The organism is Parabacteroides sp. AF17-3, assembly GCF_003635445.1.
In the GTDB taxonomy this organism is placed as follows: Bacteria; Bacteroidota; Bacteroidia; order Bacteroidales; family Tannerellaceae; genus Parabacteroides; species Parabacteroides goldsteinii.
The window spans coordinates 155,578-175,602 of the sequence record NZ_QTMM01000010.1; the positions used below are offsets into that span (position 1 = coordinate 155,578).

Below are 20,025 nucleotides of genomic sequence, written 5' to 3' on the forward strand. Positions count from 1 at the left end.
GCGGGATGGCCTTTTTTCTTGTTTACAATATGCTTCTAAACATATAGCCGAAATTGTCCGGTTGCACGGAAATATCTACCTTGTAGGCCACTTGCAATTGTTTTATTCTGACAAATTGTAAGTTTATTTTAAAACGTCATCAGTTATGGATATACATCTAGGTAGCCAATTGCCGGCATATCCTTCTTTTGTTGCCGGTATCCGCCGCGCCCCCGATCGCGGTTATTCCCTTACGTCTGCACAAACTGAAACAGCATTGAAAAATGCCTTAAGGTACATTCCGAAAGAACTTCATGAGACATTAGCACCTGAATTTATGGAAGAGCTTCGTACCCGTGGAAGAATATACGGGTATCGTTATCGTCCGGAGGGTGATCTGAAAGCACGTCCCATTGATGATTATCGAGGAAACTGCCTGGAAGGAAAAGCTTTCCAGGTAATGATTGACAATAACCTCTGTTTCGACATTGCCCTTTATCCTTATGAGTTGGCGACGTATGGAGAGACAGGTCAGGTCTGTCAGAACTGGATGCAATACCGGTTGATCAAACAATATCTGGAGATCATGACACAGGAGCAGACCCTGGTGATTGAATCGGGCCATCCGCTCGGTCTGTTTCGTTCCAGGCCGGATGCTCCCCGGGTAATTATCACCAATTCGATGATGGTCGGTATGTTCGATAATCAGAAGGACTGGCATGTGGCAGCCCAGATGGGGGTTGCCAACTATGGTCAGATGACAGCCGGAGGGTGGATGTATATCGGACCGCAGGGTATTGTGCATGGAACCTTCAATACGCTCCTGAATGCCGGTCGCCTTAAACTCGGCATACCGCAGGACAAGGACTTGCGAGGACATCTTTTCGTCTCGTCCGGATTAGGAGGAATGAGCGGGGCACAACCGAAAGCGGCTGTTATTGCCGGTGCTGCCTGCATTGTGGCGGAAGTGGATCGATCGCGAATAGAAACACGCCATTCGCAGGGATGGGTCCAGTTGGTTACAGATAACGAGGCCGAGGCTTTTCGCCTGGCTACGGATGCTTGCCGTGCCAAAGAGCCTCTTTCGGTTGCTTATCATGGGAATATTGTAGACCTGTTGGAATATGCCGCATCGGAATCTATTCCTATCGACTTGCTGAGCGACCAGACTTCGTGTCATGCTGTTTATGAGGGTGGATACTGTCCCGCAGGAATCTCTTTCGAAGAACGTACGCGTTTGCTTTCGGAAGACCAGGAAACGTTTTGTGCCCTGGTGGACCGTTCTTTGCGCAGGCATTATGAAGTGATAAAACGGTTGGTCGAGGGCGGAGCCTATTTCTTCGATTACGGCAATTCATTTCTGAAAGCGATTTATGATGCCGGTGTAAAAGATATATCCAGGAATGGTATCGATGAGAAAGATGGTTTTATCTGGCCGTCTTATGTGGAAGATATAATGGGACCGGAATTATTTGATTACGGCTACGGTCCTTTCCGCTGGGTTTGTCTGAGCGGGAAAAAAGAAGACCTGGTCAAAACCGACCATGCCGCCATGGATTGTATCGATCCGGACCGGCGGGGACAGGACCGTGATAACTACAACTGGATACGCGATGCCGAAAAGAACAATCTGGTAGTAGGTACACAGGCCCGTATCCTTTATCAGGATGCCGAAGGCAGACTGAAGATTGCACTTCGTTTCAATCAGATGGTCCGTGACGGAGAGATCGGGCCGGTGATGCTGGGACGCGACCACCATGATGTCAGCGGGACAGACTCGCCTTTCCGGGAGACGTCCAATATCTACGACGGTAGTAACGTCATGGCCGATATGGCTGTACAGTGTTTTGCCGGAAATGCAGCCCGCGGAATGAGTCTGGTAGCCCTTCATAACGGTGGTGGTGTCGGTATCGGTAAAGCGGTAAACGGAGGATTCGCTATGGTTCTCGACGGAAGTAACCGTGTCGATGAAATATTACGTTCTGCCATGTTATGGGATGTAATGGGCGGTGTGGCGCGCCGTGCCTGGGCACGTAACCGGCATGCTCTGGAAACAAGTGAAACATTTAATAAGAATAATGAGAATCAGTATCATATCACTCTTCCTTATATTCCGGAGGAAGAATTGATACGAAAAACAATAAAGACCTCTTTAAATACCTGAATTTATGAGTAGTTGGAATAGAATTATGGAGTGTGTCCCCAATTTTAGTGAAGGTAGGGACTTAGGGAAGATAGAAAAGATTATTGAGCCGTTCAGAGCCAGGCAAGGAGTAAAACTGTTGGATTATAGCAATGATGAAGATCATAATCGCCTGGTCGTTACTGTAGTCGGTGAACCGGAGGCGTTGAAAGCCGCCCTGTTGGAGGCTGTAGGACAGGCGGTCGCTTTGATAGACCTGAACCGGCATAGCGGACAACATCCGCGGATGGGAGCTGTCGATGTGATCCCGTTCATCCCGATCAAAGGATGTACAATGGATGAAGCGATTGCTTTATCCAAAGAAGTTGGTGAACAGATTGCAACCTTATACCAGGTCCCTGTGTTTTTATATGAGAAGTCGGCAACCGCCCCTCACCGGGAGAATCTGGCAGCAGTCAGGAAAGGTGAGTTCGAAGGGATGGCTGAGAAGATTAAACTAGCAGAATGGCAGCCGGATTTCGGACCGGCGGAGCGCCACCCGACAGCCGGTACGGTTGCCGTTGGTGCCCGCATGCCGCTTGTTGCTTATAATGTCAATCTGGGTACGGCCGATCTGAATATTGCCAGCGACATTGCCCGTAAGATCCGTTTTATCGGCGGCGGTCTTCGTTATTGTAAAGCAATGGGAGTCGAACTGAAAGAACGGGGTATCGTGCAGGTCTCGATTAATATGACCGACTATACTCGTACGGCCTTGTACCGCGCTTTTGAACTGGTGAAGATAGAGGCTCGCCGTTATGGTGTTGCGGTTGTAGGTAGTGAGATTATCGGATTGGTTCCGATGGAAGCATTGATTGATACAGCTTCTTTCTATTTAGGGTTGGAAAACTTTTCCATGAACCAGGTGTTAGAAGCTAGAATAATGGAATAAAACATGAAAGGAGATAAATTACTGATAAGGAACGCATCGCAAGTTGTAACCTGTTCCGGTTTTGAAGCAAAAAGAGGGACGGCAATGTCTGATCTCCATATTATAGAAGATGGAGCAGTGGTTGTTTCCGAAGGTGTTATAACGCATGTCGGTCCGACAAAAGAAATAGTACGTCAGGTAGATCCGGACGAATACCTGGAAATCGATGCCAGTGGAAGGGCATTGCTTCCCGGGTTTGTGGATAGTCATACCCATTTTATTTTCGGTGGTTATCGTGAAGAAGAGTTTTCCTGGCGGTTGAAAGGCGACAGCTATATGTCGATCATGGAGCGTGGCGGCGGTATAGTCAATACGGTCAATGCCACCCGTGAACGTGATTTCGAGCAACTGTGGAGTATCGGTTATGAACGGCTCGACGAAATGTTGGACATGGGCGTAACGACGGTGGAAGGGAAGAGTGGATATGGTCTTGATTTCGAAACCGAACTGATGCAGTTGCGTGTAATGGCAGACCTCAACGAGGAACATCCGGTCGATGTCGTGTCTACTTATTTGGGAGCTCATGCCGTTCCCCCTGAATATACTCATCAGACGGATGATTACATTACTTATATGATCGAACAGGTCCTGCCGGAACTTCGTCTGGAGAGAACGGTTACTTTCTGTGATGTTTTTTGTGAACAGGGAGTATTCTCGGTAAAACAGAGTGAACGTTTGTTACGTGCCGCCAGAAGTCAGCGGTTTAAGTTGAAGATGCATGCCGATGAGATCGTATCTATTGGAGGTACGGAACTGGCGGCCCGTCTGAAGGTTGTCAGTGCCGATCATTTGCTGCACGCTTCGGATGAAGGCATCCAACGGTTGGCACGCAGCGGGGTGATTGCCACCTTGCTTCCGCTCACGGCCTTTTCGTTGAACGAACCTTATGCCCGTGGTCGTGAGATGATTGACGCCGGTTGTGCAGTTGCGCTGGCTACCGATTATAATCCCGGCAGTTGTTTTTCCTGTTCTATCCCGATGCTTTTCGCTTTGGCGTGTATCCAGATGAAACTGACTCCGGAAGAAGCGGTTACCGCTTTGACGATTAACGGAGCTGCGGCTTTGGGGCGTGCTAATAAGATCGGCAGCATAGATGTAGGAAAGAAGGCCGACCTGATCCTGCTGAAATATCCGTCCTATAAATTCCTTCCTTATAATGTGGGAATGAATATCGTGGATACGGTGATTAAGGACGGAATCATTTATATGATTTGAGAAACAGTTTATTCATTGTTTAATACCTTAAATATAAATACCATGCTTGTAGACTTGACAATTAAAGAATTTCTGGCGGAAACAGCCAGTAACGCACCGGCTCCGGGCGGCGGAAGTATTTCAGCCTTAAACGGTGCTATCGCTACTGCATTGACAGAGATGGTCGCCAACCTGACCATCGGGAAAAAGAAGTATGCCGATGTGGAAGGGCAGATGAAAACGATCGCTACGGAAGCGGCCCTGATCCGTGAGCGCCTGATCCGCGACATCGACCGTGACAGTGAAGCCTACGATCGTGTGTTTGCCGCCTTTAAACTTCCTAAAGAAACGGAAGAGCAGATCGCCGAACGTGCCCGGGCCATTGAAGATGCCACGAAAGAGGCGGCTATTGTTCCTATGCAGGTTGCCGAAGAGATCGCGTCTGTGATGGAAACCGTCATTTATGTGGCACATAAAGGAAACCGGAATGCCGTTACCGATGCTTGTGTTGCCATGATGACTGCCCGTACCTGTGTCTTGGGAGCTCTGCTGAACGTACGTATCAACCTGGCTTCCATCAAAGACGAAGCTTTTGTGAAGCAGATGAAAGTGAAAGCCGACCATCTGGAATCGGAAGCGATCCGTATTGAAACGAAGTTACTGGATTGGGTTAAAACAATAGTATAACATGAGCAATGTCTATTATGTAGGTTCTGAACCGCTGACATTCGACAGCATTGAGTTGATCCTGACTCAGAACATGAAGCTCGAGTTAAGCCAGGAAGTGCGCGAACGCATCCAGCGTTGCCGCGACTACCTGGACCGGAAAATCGAACAACAGGATGGTCCGCTTTATGGCATTACAACCGGCTTCGGCTCGTTATGCAATAAAAATATCTCGCCCGACGAACTGAGTACCTTACAGGAAAACCTGGTGAAAAGTCATGCCTGTAGTGTCGGTGACGAGGTGAGTCCCGTCATTGTCCGGTTGATGATGCTGCTGAAAGCACACGCTTTGTCTTTGGGCCATAGCGGTGTACAGGTTATTACCGTACAACGTATCCTCGATTTCTTCAATAATGATGTCCTGCCGATCGTTTATGACCGGGGGTCCCTGGGAGCTTCCGGCGATCTGGCTCCGTTGGCGAATCTCTTCCTGCCGCTGATCGGAGTGGGAGATGTCTATTATAAAGGAAAGAAGCGCGAAGCGATCAGCGTATTGGATGAGTTTGCCTGGAAGCCCGTACGCCTGAAAAGTAAAGAGGGACTGGCTTTACTGAACGGAACACAGTTTATGAGTGCAAATGGCGTTTTTGCCCTGATGCGTGCTTTTCGTCTTTCCCAAAAGGCGGATACGATAGCGGCCTTGTCTTTGGAAGCCTTCGACGGTCGTATCGATCCTTTTATGGATTGTATCCAGCAGATGCGTCCTCATCCGGGACAGATTGAAACGGGAGCAGCTTTCCGCCGGTTGTTGGAGGGAAGCGAACTGATCAACAGGAAAAAGGAACATGTGCAGGACCCTTATTCTTTCCGTTGCATCCCGCAGGTTCACGGAGCGACAAAAGATGCGATCAATTACGTTTCCGGCGTATTGCTCACGGAAATTAATTCGGTGACGGATAATCCGACCATCTTCCCGGAAGAAGACAAGATTATTTCGGGTGGTAATTTCCATGGTCAGCCATTGGCCATTTCTTTCGACTTTCTGGCCATCGCTTTGGCTGAATTAGGAAATATATCCGAACGCCGTGTCGCCCAATTGATCATGGGACTTCGCGGTTTACCGGAATTTCTTGTAGCCAATCCCGGACTAAACTCTGGTTTTATGATCCCGCAATATGCTGCTGCAAGCATGGTCAGCCAGAATAAGATGTATTGTTATGCCGCCAGCAGCGATTCGATCGTATCCAGCAATGGTCAGGAAGATCATGTCAGCATGGGAGCCAATGCTGCAACCAAACTATTCAAGGTAATGGATAATCTCGATCATATCCTGGCGATTGAATTAATGAATGCGGCACAAGGAATGGAGTTCCGCCGTCCGGCCAGGACTTCACCTGTCCTTGAAAAATTCCTGAGAGACTTCCGGAAGGAGGTCCCTTTCATAGAGGATGATATTGTAATGTACACGGAGATCCATCGTACGGTGGCTTTCCTGCGGAGGTATCCGTTGTAGTTACGCTGATCGTAGATAGTTCAGCTATATGTTTTGAGAGACCTTTGTTTCTGAATTATCCGTGTGGATATGGCCTGATTGTAGAGCCGAAGCTTTTGAATATAAAGCTTCGGCTCTAATTTTTTATGAGAATTTAACTGACTAAAAAAAACGATCGTTTTTTTTAGTCACCGCGAAGGTACTCACATTTTTTTATTTATAGATGTTTATAAAAAGAAAAAACGACTGATTCATTGCATTTTATACTTAGAAATACACTCATAAATCAGGTGTCTTCTTTTACTCAAAAACAGCTAAAATCGTGACTAGAAAAAACGATCGTTTTTTCTAGTCATTCAATATTTTCATATAAAGAAAATCCACTGTTACAGAGGTTTGTATTTATATTTTTGGCTTTGATTGTGTAATAGAATTCTAAGTAGACGCTTTCTGATGGATATAAGCATACGGCAATTAAGAAATAGTAATGAGCAAATGTTTAAAAGTATTGTAGAATCTTATTGGCCCCGTTTACATAAGTTCGCCCAGATTTATGTATTGGATAGAGAGGTGGCCAAAGAGATTGTGCAGGATACTTTCCTTGTTTTGTGGAAACAACGGGAAAAATTGGACAAAGAGACCTGTCTGATAACTTATTTAATGGTGATATGCCGGAATAAATGTTTTAATTATTTGAAAGGTTTACAATTGGAGCAGGTCGAGATTAATGATTTAAATGAGTTTGCTATTTATCAAAGAAGTAATGTTTACGTTTTGGAAAATGATTCGTTGGAAATACTGATGACAAAAGAGTTGGCATCGGCTATAGAAGCTTCATTATCGAAATTATCTGCACGTACAAGAGATATTTTTATGATGAGCCGTTATGACGGTTTCAAAAACAAAGAGATAGCCGAAAGTCAGTGTATAACGGTTAAAGCTGTCGAGTTTCATATCAACAAGGCCCTAAGTCATTTGAGAGATGATCTGTCCAAAGAATATCTCATTCCTATTATTTTTTTGATTTTGTATATAGGATTGAAAAAATAATTGTATTGTTTGTGTAGCTGATTATCAAAGTTTTATGGTGTTGCTATGAAAAAACTTACCAAAAAGTGAAAAAAATCTCCATTTTCTACTAGGGTAAAATTAAAAAAAGTTGTTCCTCCTCTGTCTGGTATCAAAAGATAGATTATGAACAACGATTTAGTTATACGATTTATAGAAAGACAGTGCACAATAGAAGAAGCGCGTGAAGTTCTGCGCTGGATTGAGGCAACTGAAGAGAACAAGGCTGTTTTCTGTCAAATGCAGGCTGTACATGCTTCTATTGGAATTGATCATTCAGACCGTACAGAAAAAGTAAGCCCGGAAGATGTCCGGAAGATAATGAAAGAAATAAGCCGCAAACGGTATCGGCTATTACCTTATGCCGCTGCGGTTGTTTGTGCTGTTGTGGCTGTCCTGTTATTTATTATCTCCCCTTTGAATGAAAGAAATCTTAGTGAATATGAAAAAGTCCTGGCCGGAATTGAAGATAAAAAAGAGATTACTCTGACTGTCAACAATGATAAGGAGATAGAATTGTCTGATACTTCGATTGTTGTTACGTATGATAAAAAAGGACAAATCCTGATTAATGATACAGTGGCTGTTCCCGGGGAGAAGGAGAATCTTGATCATTTGAATACGATCCGTGTTCCTTACGGGAAGCGTTCCACTTTGATTCTGGCTGATGGTTCCAAAGTGTATCTCAATTCTGGTTCGTCATTAGTCTATCCGGCTGTGTTTGCCAAAGATAAACGTGAAGTTTACCTGGATGGTGAGGCCTATTTTGAAGTATCGAAAGAAGCACGGCGGAAATTTGTTGTGCAAACGGCTTATAAAGCAGTGGAAGTATTGGGGACGAAGTTTAATGTATCGGTCGATAAAAGGCAAAGCCTGTTTGAAGCGGTATTGGTGACTGGTAAAATCGGTTTGGAAAGTAATACCGGCAAAATAGAACTTATCCCGAACCAATATTATGGTTATGATCCGGATTCCGGACAGGATGAACTGAAAACAGTAGATGCCAGGGATTACATCTCCTGGATTGAGGGGAGGCTCAGATTTAATCGTGAGCCTTTGGATAAAGTAATCCATCGGTTAGAGAAATCTTATAATATAAAAATAGAAATTCTTGATTCTAAATACCTCAAATATCAAATATCGGGTAATCTGGATTTGAAAAGTACGCCGGAAGAGACAATGAATGTTCTGATGAGGATTCTTATTCCGGGTTATAATTCTCAAAAACAAAAGTTATACCAAATAAAAGAGAAATGATTATGAAAGCCTATGTAATTAAAAAATTATTGTTTAACAAAAAGAATCTATCATTATGAGAAAGAAGACAAGCACTAGTAAAGCTGGTCTATGCGGACGAGCATCCTGGAGAAGGTTCCTGGTTGTAGGTTTGTGTAGTTGTGTTTCATTGACAATGTATGCCAATGTATTAAAGTCACAGGTGAGTTTATCCTTCAATAATACTACATTGAAGGATGCTCTGGAACAACTTCAGGAACAAGCGGGAGTGAGTATTATTTATTCGAACAATGTGTTGAATGATGAGGCGGTTGTAAATCTTAATTCCAAAAAAATTTCATTGGAAGATGCTTTACATATTTTGCTTCTTAATCAGAATTGCTCGTATAAAGTGGAAAATGGGCAGGTTATATTGTACCCTGTGGAGAAAGTACAACCGGCAGTCACTGTAGTCGCTCAAGAAGGTTTTAAGGTAAAAGGTAGTGTTTCTGATGTTACAGGTCCTTTGGCTGGTGTAAATATTATGGTAAAAGGAACTATGACAGGTGTTATATCTGACATGGATGGTAATTTTGAAATTACTGCCCCTTATTCAGGAGCTAGTTTGATTTTTTCTTATATCGGTTATCAACCTCAGGAGGTACAGATAAATGGACGAAATACTCTAAAAATTACACTGGTGGAAGATACTAAAGCTTTGGAAGAAGTTGTTGTCATAGGTTATACTACTCAGAAAAAAGCAACAATTACTGGGTCTATATCGACCATAACTACCAAAGATTTAAAGCAAAGCCCGACCGCAAACCTGAATAATGCCCTGGCGGGTAGAATGCCTGGTTTGATGGCTAATCAGTTTGGTGGTGGTGAACCAGGTGTGGATGGAGCAGAGATACGTATCCGTGGTATGGGTACATATGGAGACAAATCTCCGATTGTCATTGTAGATGGTGTTGAACGCGACATGAGTTATCTGGCTCCTGAAGAAATCGAGACTTTTACAATTTTGAAGGATGCTTCTGCAACTGCTCCTTATGGTGTTCGTGGTGCTAACGGTGTTATCATTGTTACGACTAAACGTGGTAAAGCTTCTGAAAAGCCTAGTGTGAATTTTAAGGCATCGGTAGGGACAAATGCTCCGGTTAAATTTCCTACTTATTTAGGATCTGCGGATTATGCAACCTTATATAATGAAGCTATGATAAATAGTAATCCCGGAACAGATCCTTCAAAACTTGAGTTGTTTACGCAGGATGCTATTAACAATTACAGAATGGCTAAAGGAGATAATTCCGACGGTTTAGGCTATAACTGGGACTATTTTGATTATGCGTTTAAACCGGGAATTCAACAGGATTATAGTTTGTCTATCCGAGGAGGTTCTGAGCGTGCGCGTTATTATGTGATGGCTAATTATTATTCTCAGGATGGAAACTATGAGCATACAGATTTGACGGAACACGATACTCAGGCTAGGTTTAAGCGTTATAACTTCCGTGCAAATGTCGATGTCGATATTACAAAAGATTTTTATGTGCGGGTAGATTTAGGCGCTCGTATTACGGATCGTCATGCTCCGGGAACAACAGCATCTACAGTTGTTAGTTTATGTAATACGTTGCCTCCTTATTTGCCGATAACAGTACCTGAAAATGATAATCCTGATAATGAAGATTATGTATTGAATAATCCATACGGCATGTTGTATGGGGATTATAGGCATCGTAAAAATATTTTAGGAGAGTTATCAAGAACCGGATATCTGATTGAGAAGAAAACTTATCTGAACGGATCATTTGCAATCGGACATAAACTTGATTTTATAACAAAAGGATTGAAAATTGAAGGAGTTTTCTCTTATGATGCCTCTGAAGGTAACTGGGTCAATCGGAAACTAGGTGTCAATAAAGATGGTTATATGGAGTTTACTAAATATGCTACATTCCAGCCAGCAGAAGGTAGTTATGGTTCATTTTATATGAATAATCCGAATTATACGGGTAAATATATATTAGGAAATCCCTGGTATGACAAAGATGAGACAATAGAGAATACATTTAGCCATAATGCTGCTGAAAGTAAGACTTATTATCAGTTAAAGCTAGATTACGCACGTACATTTAATGATCATGATGTTACGGCTATGGTTTTGTTAAATCGTTCAAACCGGAGTTATGATAATCGTGTTGCTTATCGTTATCAGGGGCTGACAGCAAGAGCGACATACGCTTTTCAGAATAAATATTTGGCAGAGTTCAATATTGGATATAACGGTTCTGAAAACTTTGCACCGGGTAAACGATACGGAACATTTCCTGCCGGATCTATCGGATGGGTTATTTCCCGGGAAAAATTTATGAAGGGAACCGATAAATGGTTGAGCAATCTTAAATTGAGAGCTTCTTATGGTTTAGTTGGTAGTGATAAAATTTCTGATAATAATGATGACCGTTTTGCTTATTTGCAATTTTTTCAGGGAGGAGACGGTTATTCGTATGGTGTGAATGAATTCGGAAATGGATACAACGGGTTGAAAGAGGGGAATTTTGCGAATCCGAATTTAACTTGGGAAAAAGCACGTAAGTTGAATATCGGTATTGACGCTTCTTTCTTTAATGAACGTCTGACTTTCTCAGCTGATTATTTTTATGAACATCGTTTTGATATTATAACTAACTTAAGTAATTCCGGAAAATTGGGATATCCAGGAATAGTCGGAAAGGATGCACCATTTGTTAACTCAGGTATTGTGGATAATAGAGGTATAGACTTTGAGATCGGCTGGAATGGTAGTATAGGAGATGATTTCCGTTATTATATCAAGCCAAATTTCACATTTGCACGAAATAAGATCAAATTCATGAATGAAGTATCGTATGATAATGACTGGCGTGCAAATACCGGAAAACGTATTGATGAATATTTTGTTTATGAAGTAGACCATTTCGTGTATGACCAGGCGGAAGCTGATCGTTTGAACTCTATGAATAACGGGGAAGGTTTCCAACCTTGGGGAACGTTATATCCAGGTGATGTAGTTTATAAAGATTTGAATGGAGACGGAAAAATAGATGACGAACATGACCGTCGTGCGATGGGAAATCCTCGTACACCGGAAATTCAATTTGGTATTCCTCTTGGTCTCCAGTATAAAGGTTTTGACTTGAGTCTGTTATTTCAGGGAGCTGCCAACTCAAGCATTTTGTTGAACGGTGCAGGTGTATGGGATTTCCCACAGTATGATAATGACCAGATTGGTAAGGTAAAACCGATGCACATGAACCGGTGGACTGAAGAAAGCAAAGATTTTGCAACTTATCCTCGTTTGACAATTGGAAAGAATGACAATAATAAGAATGAGAACAGTAGCTTATTCTTATATAATGCTTCTTATTTGCGTTTGAAGAATGTTGAGATTGGATATACTTTACCCAAAAGTGCTATTCGCTTTGCCGGGTTGCAGAATGTTCGTTTTTATGTACAAGGCATGAACCTGCTTACTTTTGACGGGTTGGATCATGTGGATGTTGATCCTGAAACAAATAATGGAAACGGTGCTTGGTATCCTATCCAGCGCATATTCAATTTTGGTGTTGATATTACTTATTAATTTAATAACAAACGACAATGAAGAAATTATATATATTAGCCGGCTTGGTTGCAGGATTATTATGTGTGACATCCTGTGATGATTATTTGGACCGTACTCCGGATGACAAAACGACAGAACAGCAAGTTTTCACACGTTATGATAAAGTCGAGTCATTGGTTACCGACTTATATGCACATGCAAAATATGCACAGCATCCATTGATTTACTTTAATCATTTCGGTTTGTCGAGTATTTCGGATGAATGTAGTGCAAGTAGCCATGAAGGGGCAATTCCACATCAATTTCATACAGGTAATTATGGTCCTTCTCAAGGAATGCCCTCTGGCAGTAGCGCAGGACAATACTGGGATGATTTGTATTCTACTATTCGCTCTTCTAATATAATATTGGAAGGTATTGCAAAATACAATACACCGGATAATCCGCAGGATGGACGAACGGGAGATTTAAAAAGGCGTATTGGTGAAGTTTATTTTTTGAGAGGTTATTTGCATTTACTTTTGATCCGTTCTTATGGTGAAGCTGTTTATGTCAATCGTGTAATAAATCCGGGGGATGATATGACTTTTGAGAAAGAATCGTTCCATTCGATGGTTGAAAAAATCTGTGCAGATGCTGATTCGGCTTATAATCGTGTTGATAGCTGGAATGGAGGACAATACTTCGGTCGTGTCGATAAAGGAGCATGTTTGGGCTTGAAAGCTATGGCTCGTTGGCTTGCAGCTACACCTCTTTGGAATGGTGGTAATTTACCGAATGATAATCGTATCTTCAAGTCCGAATACGGTTATGACCAGAAACGTTGGGAATTGGCAAGAGATGCAGCTAAGGCTGTATTGGAGTGCACAAAAGAGGACGGCTCTTTACGTTATAAATTATACGAAACCTATACAAAGGATGACTTCAGAGATGTTGATGGTAAAACTGATACGAATAATAAAAAAGTCCAGCAACGTTTGTGGCAGATGATGTATGATATGAATGCTATCCAGGATGAATGGGTTTGGTTCGTAACAAGAGATAAAGATACGGGCTGGTCCGGCGACGTATTGCCTCCGTCACAAGGAGGTCATGCCCGTCAACGACCTTTGCAGGAACAGGTTGATGAATATGAATATATTGCTCCGGATGGATATGGTTATCCTATCTATTGCAATCATGCAGAAAAAGATGGATACGATGATGGCAATCCTTATGAGGGCATTCAACGTGATCCTCGTTTGTATCGTGATATTCGTTATCATGGTTCCTGGTATGGAGGTAACCAGTTGAATACAGCTGAAGGTAATGATGCGGTCGGGGGGAGTTATTTGGATCAGGCTTCTCATACGGGGTATTATTTGAGAAAGTTCTATAAAGATGGTTGGGATCGTGGTCATGGTGGCCATACTATTAACGGACCGGCTATTTGGCGCTTACCGGAATTCATTTATATCTATTGTGAGGCCGTTAATAATCTGACAGGTCCTAATGATGAAATTTATAATTTGATTAACAAGGTTCGTGACCGTTCTTTTATGGCGCCAATGCCACCGGCTGCAAAATCGGATAAAGAATTGATGGAAGAATATATTCAACGTGAACGTCGCGTAGAGTTATTTTATGAAAATAATCGTTATTGGGTTGCCCGTCTTTATCTCCAACCTGGAGATTATAACACGACCTCCAATGTAAAAGCTTCGGAATGGCCATATCCGAAAGATCAGCGTCAGTCTCATGGGATGAAACCGGTAGAAGATCCTAATGGAAAAATAGAGGTTAATGGAAAAAAATATCGTATGGAGCGTTTCGTTGTAGAAGATAACCGTGTGTTTAGTGCTCCCAAATCGTATTTATGGCCGATTTTACAGGAAGAACTGAAGCGTTGTCCTTCCCTGGTACAGAACCCCGGCTGGTAAGATAAGCCGGAACTCCTTTGTGTTTTTAATTTGATGAAAAGCCTGCTGTTTCAATTGAGCGGCAGGCTTTTTTTATCAATAGATCCGTTGAAGTTAAATAATTCATTATACATTTGTAAACTTAATTTTTTAGACAAATGAAATTATCAGTAGCAATCCTTTCGCTCGCAATCCTATCGGGCGGGAATGCCTCGTTTGCCCAAACCGACAAACAAGACAAAAAGGCGAAGGCCTATATGGTAGCCGACGCTCATCTGGATACCCAATGGAACTGGGATATCCAGACAACGATCAAAGAGTATGTTTGGAATACGCTCAGTCAGAATCTGTTTCTGCTGAAACGCTATCCCGACTATGTGTTCAACTTCGAAGGTGGTGTGAAATATGCCTGGATGAAGGAATATTATCCGGCGCAGTATGAAGAAATGAAAGAGTATATCAGGAACGGCCGCTGGCATATCTCCGGCAGTAGCTGGGATGCAACGGATGTGCTGGTGCCTTCTACCGAGTCGTTTATCCGCAACATTCTGCTCGGACAAGAGTATTACCGGAAAGAGTTCGGAGTGGAGAGCACGGATATCTTCCTGCCAGATTGTTTTGGTTTTGGCTGGACATTGCCGACGATCGCTGCCCATTGCGGTCTGATCGGTTTCTCCTCCCAGAAACTAGACTGGCGTAACCATCCCTTTTACGGAAAAAGCAAACATCCTTTCATGATCGGTTTGTGGAAGGGAGTGGACGGTGCTTCCATCATGCTGGCTCATGGTTATGATTATGGCAGAAGATGGAAAGATGAAGATCTGTCCGAAAGTAACTATTTGCTGGAACTCAGCAAACGTAATCCCTTCAATATCGTCTATCGTTATTATGGAACAGGAGATACGGGCGGTTCACCAAATCTCGCCTCTGTCCGTTCTGTTGAAAAAGGTATTAAAGGCGATGGCCCGGTGGAAGTGATCAGCGCCACCAGCGACCAAATGTTCAAGGACTTTATGCCTTATGACAAACATCCTGAACTGCCGGTTTTTGACGGCGAATTGTTGATGGACGTGCACGGTACGGGTTGCTATACCTCGGAAGCTGCCATGAAATTGTATAACCGTCAGAACGAAGTACTGGCAAATGCCGCCGAGAATGCTGCCGTTGCCGCAGATTGGTTGGGAACTGCCGCTTATCCGTTGAATACATTGACTGATGCCTGGAAACGCTTTATCGTTCACCAGTTTCATGACGACCTGACGGGTACAAGTATTCCCCGGGCCTATGAATTTTCATGGAACGACGAACTAATCTCTCTAAAACAGTTTGCCGGTGTACTGACTTCTTCTGTGAGTGCGGTTGCCGGTCAGTTGGATACCCGTGTAAAAGGTATTCCGGTTATACTTTACAATGCCCATTCTTTTCCGGTAACCGACCTGGCGGAAGTTGTGCTGGATATGCCGAAGTCACCGAAAGGATTTACCGTTTATGACGATAAAGGAAAGAAAGTTGCGGCCCAGATGCTTTCTTATGAAAAAGGGAAAGCCCGCTTGTTGATCGCAGCTTCCGTTCCGGCAAGTGGTTATGCCGTTTACGATGTTCGTGAAGGTGGTTCGGTAACCCGTATGGTTTCAGTTGAAGCGAACGCATTGGAAAACTCCATGTATAAGATCCGTCTGGACGGAAAAGGAGATATCGTCTCTCTTCTCGATAAAAAGAACAATAAAGAACTGGTGAAGGAAGGTAAAGCGATCCGTCTGGCTCTTTTTACAGAAAACAAATCGTATAACTGGCCTGCCTGGGAGATTATGAAAGAGACGATAGACAAAGAACCAGTCTCTATTACCGAAGATGTAAAGATCTCTCAGATCGAGAACGGAGAGTTGAGGAAATCCCTTTGTATAGAGAAACGTCATGGACAGTCCGTATTCAAACAATATATCCGTTTGTATGAAGGTAGCCGTGCCGACCGTATTGATTTCTACAATGAAATAGACTGGCAGTCGACCAATGCTCTGCTGAAAGCTGAGTTCCCGTTGAGTGTCTCAAATCCCGAAGCAACCTATGACTTGGGTATCGGAAGTGTTAAAAGAGGAAATAATACGCAAACAGCCTATGAAGTATATGCACAGTATTGGGCAGACTTGACGGATGCAAACGGTTCCTATGGTGTATCTGTCCTGAATGACAGTAAGTACGGTTGGGATAAACCGAATGATCATACAATCCGGTTGACTTTGCTTCATACGCCGGAAACCAAAGGCGGTTATGCTTATCAGGATCGTCAGGACTTCGGTTATCATACATTTACTTATAGTCTGTTGCCTCATTCGGGAGGATTCGGGAAAGCACAAACAGGTGTCTGTGCCGATAAGTTGAACCAACCGATCATGGCATTTGCCGCCAACAAACATGCCGGTCGTCTGGGTAAATCTTTCTCTTTTGTCAATTCGGATAACACAAGTGTCGTTATCAAGACATTAAAGAAAGCCCAGGTATCCGACGAATTGGTGGTTCGTGTCTATGAAACCGGTGGAGTAAAGGAACAGACTGCCGAAATTTCTTTTGCCGATGCCATTGTCAGTGCAAGCGAAGCGGACGGAACGGAGAAGACGATTGGTAAAGCTAGTTTCACTGGTAATAAGTTACAGGTATCTGTTAAACCCAATTCGGTGAAGACGTTCAAAGTTAAGCTCAAACCATCGGATGTTCCGGTCGACAAACTGCAATATGCGAGTCTGCCTTTGAATTATAACAAGAAATGTGTCAGTTGGAATGAATTCCGTCGTGAAGCCGATTTTGCTTCCGGTTACTCTTATGCCGCAGAATTACTTCCTGATTCGATCGTTGTCAGCTCCATCCCTTTCAGTTTGGGTGAAAAAGAAGCTGCAAACGGTTTGACTTGTAAAGGAGACACGATAGAGCTACCGGCAGGTGACAGCTATAACCGTATTTACTTCCTGGCTGCATCGAGGGAAGGTGATAGCGAAGGAACTTTCAGACTGGGAAAAACGGAACATGCGATAACAGTTCCCGAATATACCGGCTTTATCGGTCAATGGGGACATCTGGGGCATACGGAAGGTTTCCTGAAAGAGGCAGAAATTGCTTATGTCGGAACTCACCGCCATGCTCCGGAAGGAGACGAAGCATACGAATATACCTATATGTTTAAATTTGGTATGGATATTCCCAAAGGGGCGACCCAACTGGTTTTACCGGATAATAAAGATATCGTGCTATTTGCGGCAACAGTGGTGAAAGAAGAGAATCCGCAGGTGACTCCTGCCTCCGGGTTATTCCGTACGGCATTGAAACCTCAGCAGGGCGATAAGGCAAATGCTCCGAAAATCAATCTGATGAAAGGGGCGAAAGTGATTGCCTGTTCCGGTTTCGTCAATGAGGAAGAATCTCCCGAATGCATGATCGACGGTGATACGCAGACGAAATGGTGTGATATTACCGGGGTGCCTAATTATGCAGACTTCGATCTGGGTGAAACAAAGAATGTCAGCGGTTGGAAGCTGGTGAATGCCGGACAGGAAAGCCATTCTTATGTGACCCGTACTTGTTTCCTCCAGGGAAAGAACAGTTTGTCGGAAGAATGGAAAACATTAGGACGCCTGGATGACAACCGTAAGAATGAGGTAACCGGTTTGCTTACAAAGCCGGAATCAGTCCGTTATATCCGTTTGTTGATCGCCCAGCCGTCGCAGGATACAGGTAGTCGTGACGCCCGTATTTATGAGTTGGAGGTTTATTGACGGATTGTCTGACAAAACATAATTAATTTATTAAACTAAAGCGTCTGAATCGGATTTTATTCTGATTCAGACGCTTTTTTTGCTCTCCGAAAAAGTTTGTACACTTCTCCTTTCAGGTTTTATTCGCATGGCAGCCTTGAAAAATAAAGAACTGAAATGAAGGGTTGTATGTTTAGGCTTTTAAAATGCCGATGGCTGGTTATTCGTTCGTCTACCAATAGTTATCCATTTATCTACGGATAGTAGTCCGCTGGTAAAGCATAGGTGTTTCGAAATGTTAAGTCAGGACTTTTGATAACGAAACATATATGTTTTGAAGACAAAAGTCCTATGTTTTGCCAGTCGTTATTTTACCTTGAATTTTCGTATACATTTTTTCACAGTTTCATCCCTTCAGCCGGATATTTTGAAAAACACTCCATTCGTAGCTGACTGAAAGCTGAAAGCAATAGCATGCAATAACATAGAGAGGTGGAGCCAACTAACAAACGGATTCATGCTATATTCAATTTAACTCAGAAAACAGTTGTTTTTGATTTCAAATACTTAAGTATTTAGTTACAAATACAATTGTATTTGAATCCGGAAATAATAGTGTTTTTTCTACTATCCTTTGCTCTGATATGGGCGTGCTTATATTTTATTCATGTAATACTCATTTTTTCGTTTTTTCAGCTAGGGTAAATTGAGAAAAAGTTGTTCTTCTTCAGATTCATATAATTAAAAAATCTGTTATGAAAAGAAGAATAGCCTTTTGTCTTTTACTGTTAGTCTGTGTACTTGTTTATTTTAAAGTTCTTCAAGCTGATTTCCTTTATTATTGGGATGATCAGGTTATCGTAATGAATCAGTATACTGTCGGAGGTTGGAGTTGGAATAATCTGTGGCATATTTGTACTGATTTCCATGCAGGACAGTATGCTCCTGTCATGGAGATGAATTTTCTCACGTTATATACTTTCTTCGGTTATAATCCTTTTTGGTTTCATTTGGCGAATCTGTGTTGGCATTTAGGGTGTGTTTGTCTGACCGGACTGTTTATTGTAGAGTTATTAAAAACACATGGCCATTTTTCAAATAAAGAGATTCATCTGATTGCCTTTTTGACTGCGTTTATTTTTTCTATTCATCCGTTTAATGTAGAGTCTGTAGCATGGGTCAGTGCTGTGAAGATTTTGATATATAGTTTTTTCTATTTATTGGCTGTCATTTGCTATCTACGGTATATTAAAACGATGAAGGAAAAGGATTATCTGCTGACTCTTTTTTTATTTGCCGTTTCGTTTCTGGCGAAGGAGCAGGCTGTTACACTTCCTTTGTTATTGATACTCATAGACTGGTTTTGCCATCGGAATTTGAAAGAAAAGGCATTATGGGTTGAGAAACTCCCATTTTTCATATTGTCTTTGTTTTTTGGAATAATTACGATCCTCTCTCAGGCTGGGGGAGGAGATGCTCCTGTTTTTCCATTCGGACAACGTATTGTTTTGGCCTGTTATACACTCTTTGAATATTTAACAAAGTCGTTATTCCCCATCGGGTTAAATTATTTATATCCGTTTCCGATTCTTCCCGAAGAGAGTTTACCTGTAAGGTTTTGGATTTATCCATTGTTGGTGATCTGTATAATTTCCTGGTTATGGGTTAATAGGAAAAATAAGTTATTACTTTTTGGTGCATGTTTCTTTGTCATTCACCTATTGGTTGCTTTAAATATTATTTCCACATCCAGACAAGCCATAGTGGCAGACCGGTATTCTTACATGAGTAATATTGGAATAATCTTTTTAGTTGTGGTCATGCTCGTCCGGTTAAAAAGTAAATGGGGGAATACGTATAAATGGAAGGGGGCACTTGTCGCTTTCTTGATGTATAGTTTCTATTTGGGAGGATATACATATATCTACTCAACACGCTGGGAAAATACAGAGACTGTTAAGCTGCATATCAATGAGTTGTTGAAAGAGAGAGAAACAGAAGAGAAAAATCAGGCTCAGTCAGAATCGGTTGAGTCGAATTATTAATA

The 20,025-nt window shown here is 42.5% G+C and carries 11 protein-coding genes; all 11 read left to right on the top strand.

The window, feature by feature from the left end; all coding sequences use genetic code 11:
• Window positions 1–145: 145 nt before the first annotated feature.
• The 11 genes from DWW91_RS14675 (at window position 146) to DWW91_RS14725 (ending at window position 20,023) form a co-directional block, all read left to right on the top strand.
• Window positions 146–2,143 carry a urocanate hydratase gene (locus DWW91_RS14675; RefSeq protein ID WP_122328156.1) on the top strand — a complete coding sequence of 666 codons (1,998 nt, stop codon included), beginning with the start codon at window positions 146–148 and terminating at the stop codon, window positions 2,141–2,143.
• Between the two features lie 4 nt (window positions 2,144–2,147).
• Window positions 2,148–3,053, top strand: a complete 906-nt coding sequence (gene ftcD, locus DWW91_RS14680) for a glutamate formimidoyltransferase (RefSeq protein WP_007655115.1) — start codon at window positions 2,148–2,150, stop codon at window positions 3,051–3,053.
• Between the two features lie 3 nt (window positions 3,054–3,056).
• Window positions 3,057–4,307, top strand: a complete 1,251-nt coding sequence (gene hutI / locus DWW91_RS14685) for an imidazolonepropionase (protein WP_007655114.1) — start codon at window positions 3,057–3,059, stop codon at window positions 4,305–4,307.
• A gap of 42 nt (window positions 4,308–4,349) precedes the next feature.
• Window positions 4,350–4,973 carry a cyclodeaminase/cyclohydrolase family protein gene (locus DWW91_RS14690; protein ID WP_122328191.1) on the top strand — a complete coding sequence of 208 codons (624 nt, stop codon included), beginning with the start codon at window positions 4,350–4,352 and terminating at the stop codon, window positions 4,971–4,973.
• Window position 4,974: 1 nt separating this feature from the next.
• Window positions 4,975–6,465, top strand: coding sequence for a histidine ammonia-lyase (gene hutH, locus DWW91_RS14695; RefSeq protein WP_010801892.1), 1,491 nt, complete (start codon window positions 4,975–4,977; stop codon window positions 6,463–6,465).
• Window positions 6,466–6,939: 474 nt separating this feature from the next.
• Complete coding sequence (locus DWW91_RS14700) at window positions 6,940–7,494, top strand: RNA polymerase sigma-70 factor (RefSeq protein ID WP_224263527.1); 555 nt, start codon at window positions 6,940–6,942, stop codon at window positions 7,492–7,494.
• Between the two features lie 144 nt (window positions 7,495–7,638).
• Window positions 7,639–8,769 (top strand): FecR family protein, encoded by a 1,131-nt coding sequence (locus DWW91_RS14705; RefSeq protein WP_122328157.1) that lies wholly within the window; start codon window positions 7,639–7,641, stop codon window positions 8,767–8,769.
• A 55-nt stretch (window positions 8,770–8,824) separates the two neighbouring features.
• A complete protein-coding gene (locus DWW91_RS14710; protein WP_046145416.1) occupies window positions 8,825–12,355 on the top strand; it encodes a SusC/RagA family TonB-linked outer membrane protein in 3,531 nt (1,176 codons plus the stop codon).
• Between the two features lie 17 nt (window positions 12,356–12,372).
• Window positions 12,373–14,256 (top strand): RagB/SusD family nutrient uptake outer membrane protein, encoded by a 1,884-nt coding sequence (locus DWW91_RS14715; RefSeq protein ID WP_122328158.1) that lies wholly within the window; start codon window positions 12,373–12,375, stop codon window positions 14,254–14,256.
• Between the two features lie 137 nt (window positions 14,257–14,393).
• Window positions 14,394–17,999, top strand: a complete 3,606-nt coding sequence (locus DWW91_RS14720) for a glycoside hydrolase family 38 C-terminal domain-containing protein (protein ID WP_122328159.1) — start codon at window positions 14,394–14,396, stop codon at window positions 17,997–17,999.
• A gap of 734 nt (window positions 18,000–18,733) precedes the next feature.
• Entirely contained in the window at window positions 18,734–20,023 is a 1,290-nt protein-coding gene (locus tag DWW91_RS14725; protein WP_122328160.1) for a hypothetical protein, read from the top strand.
• Window positions 20,024–20,025: the final 2 nt, after the last annotated feature.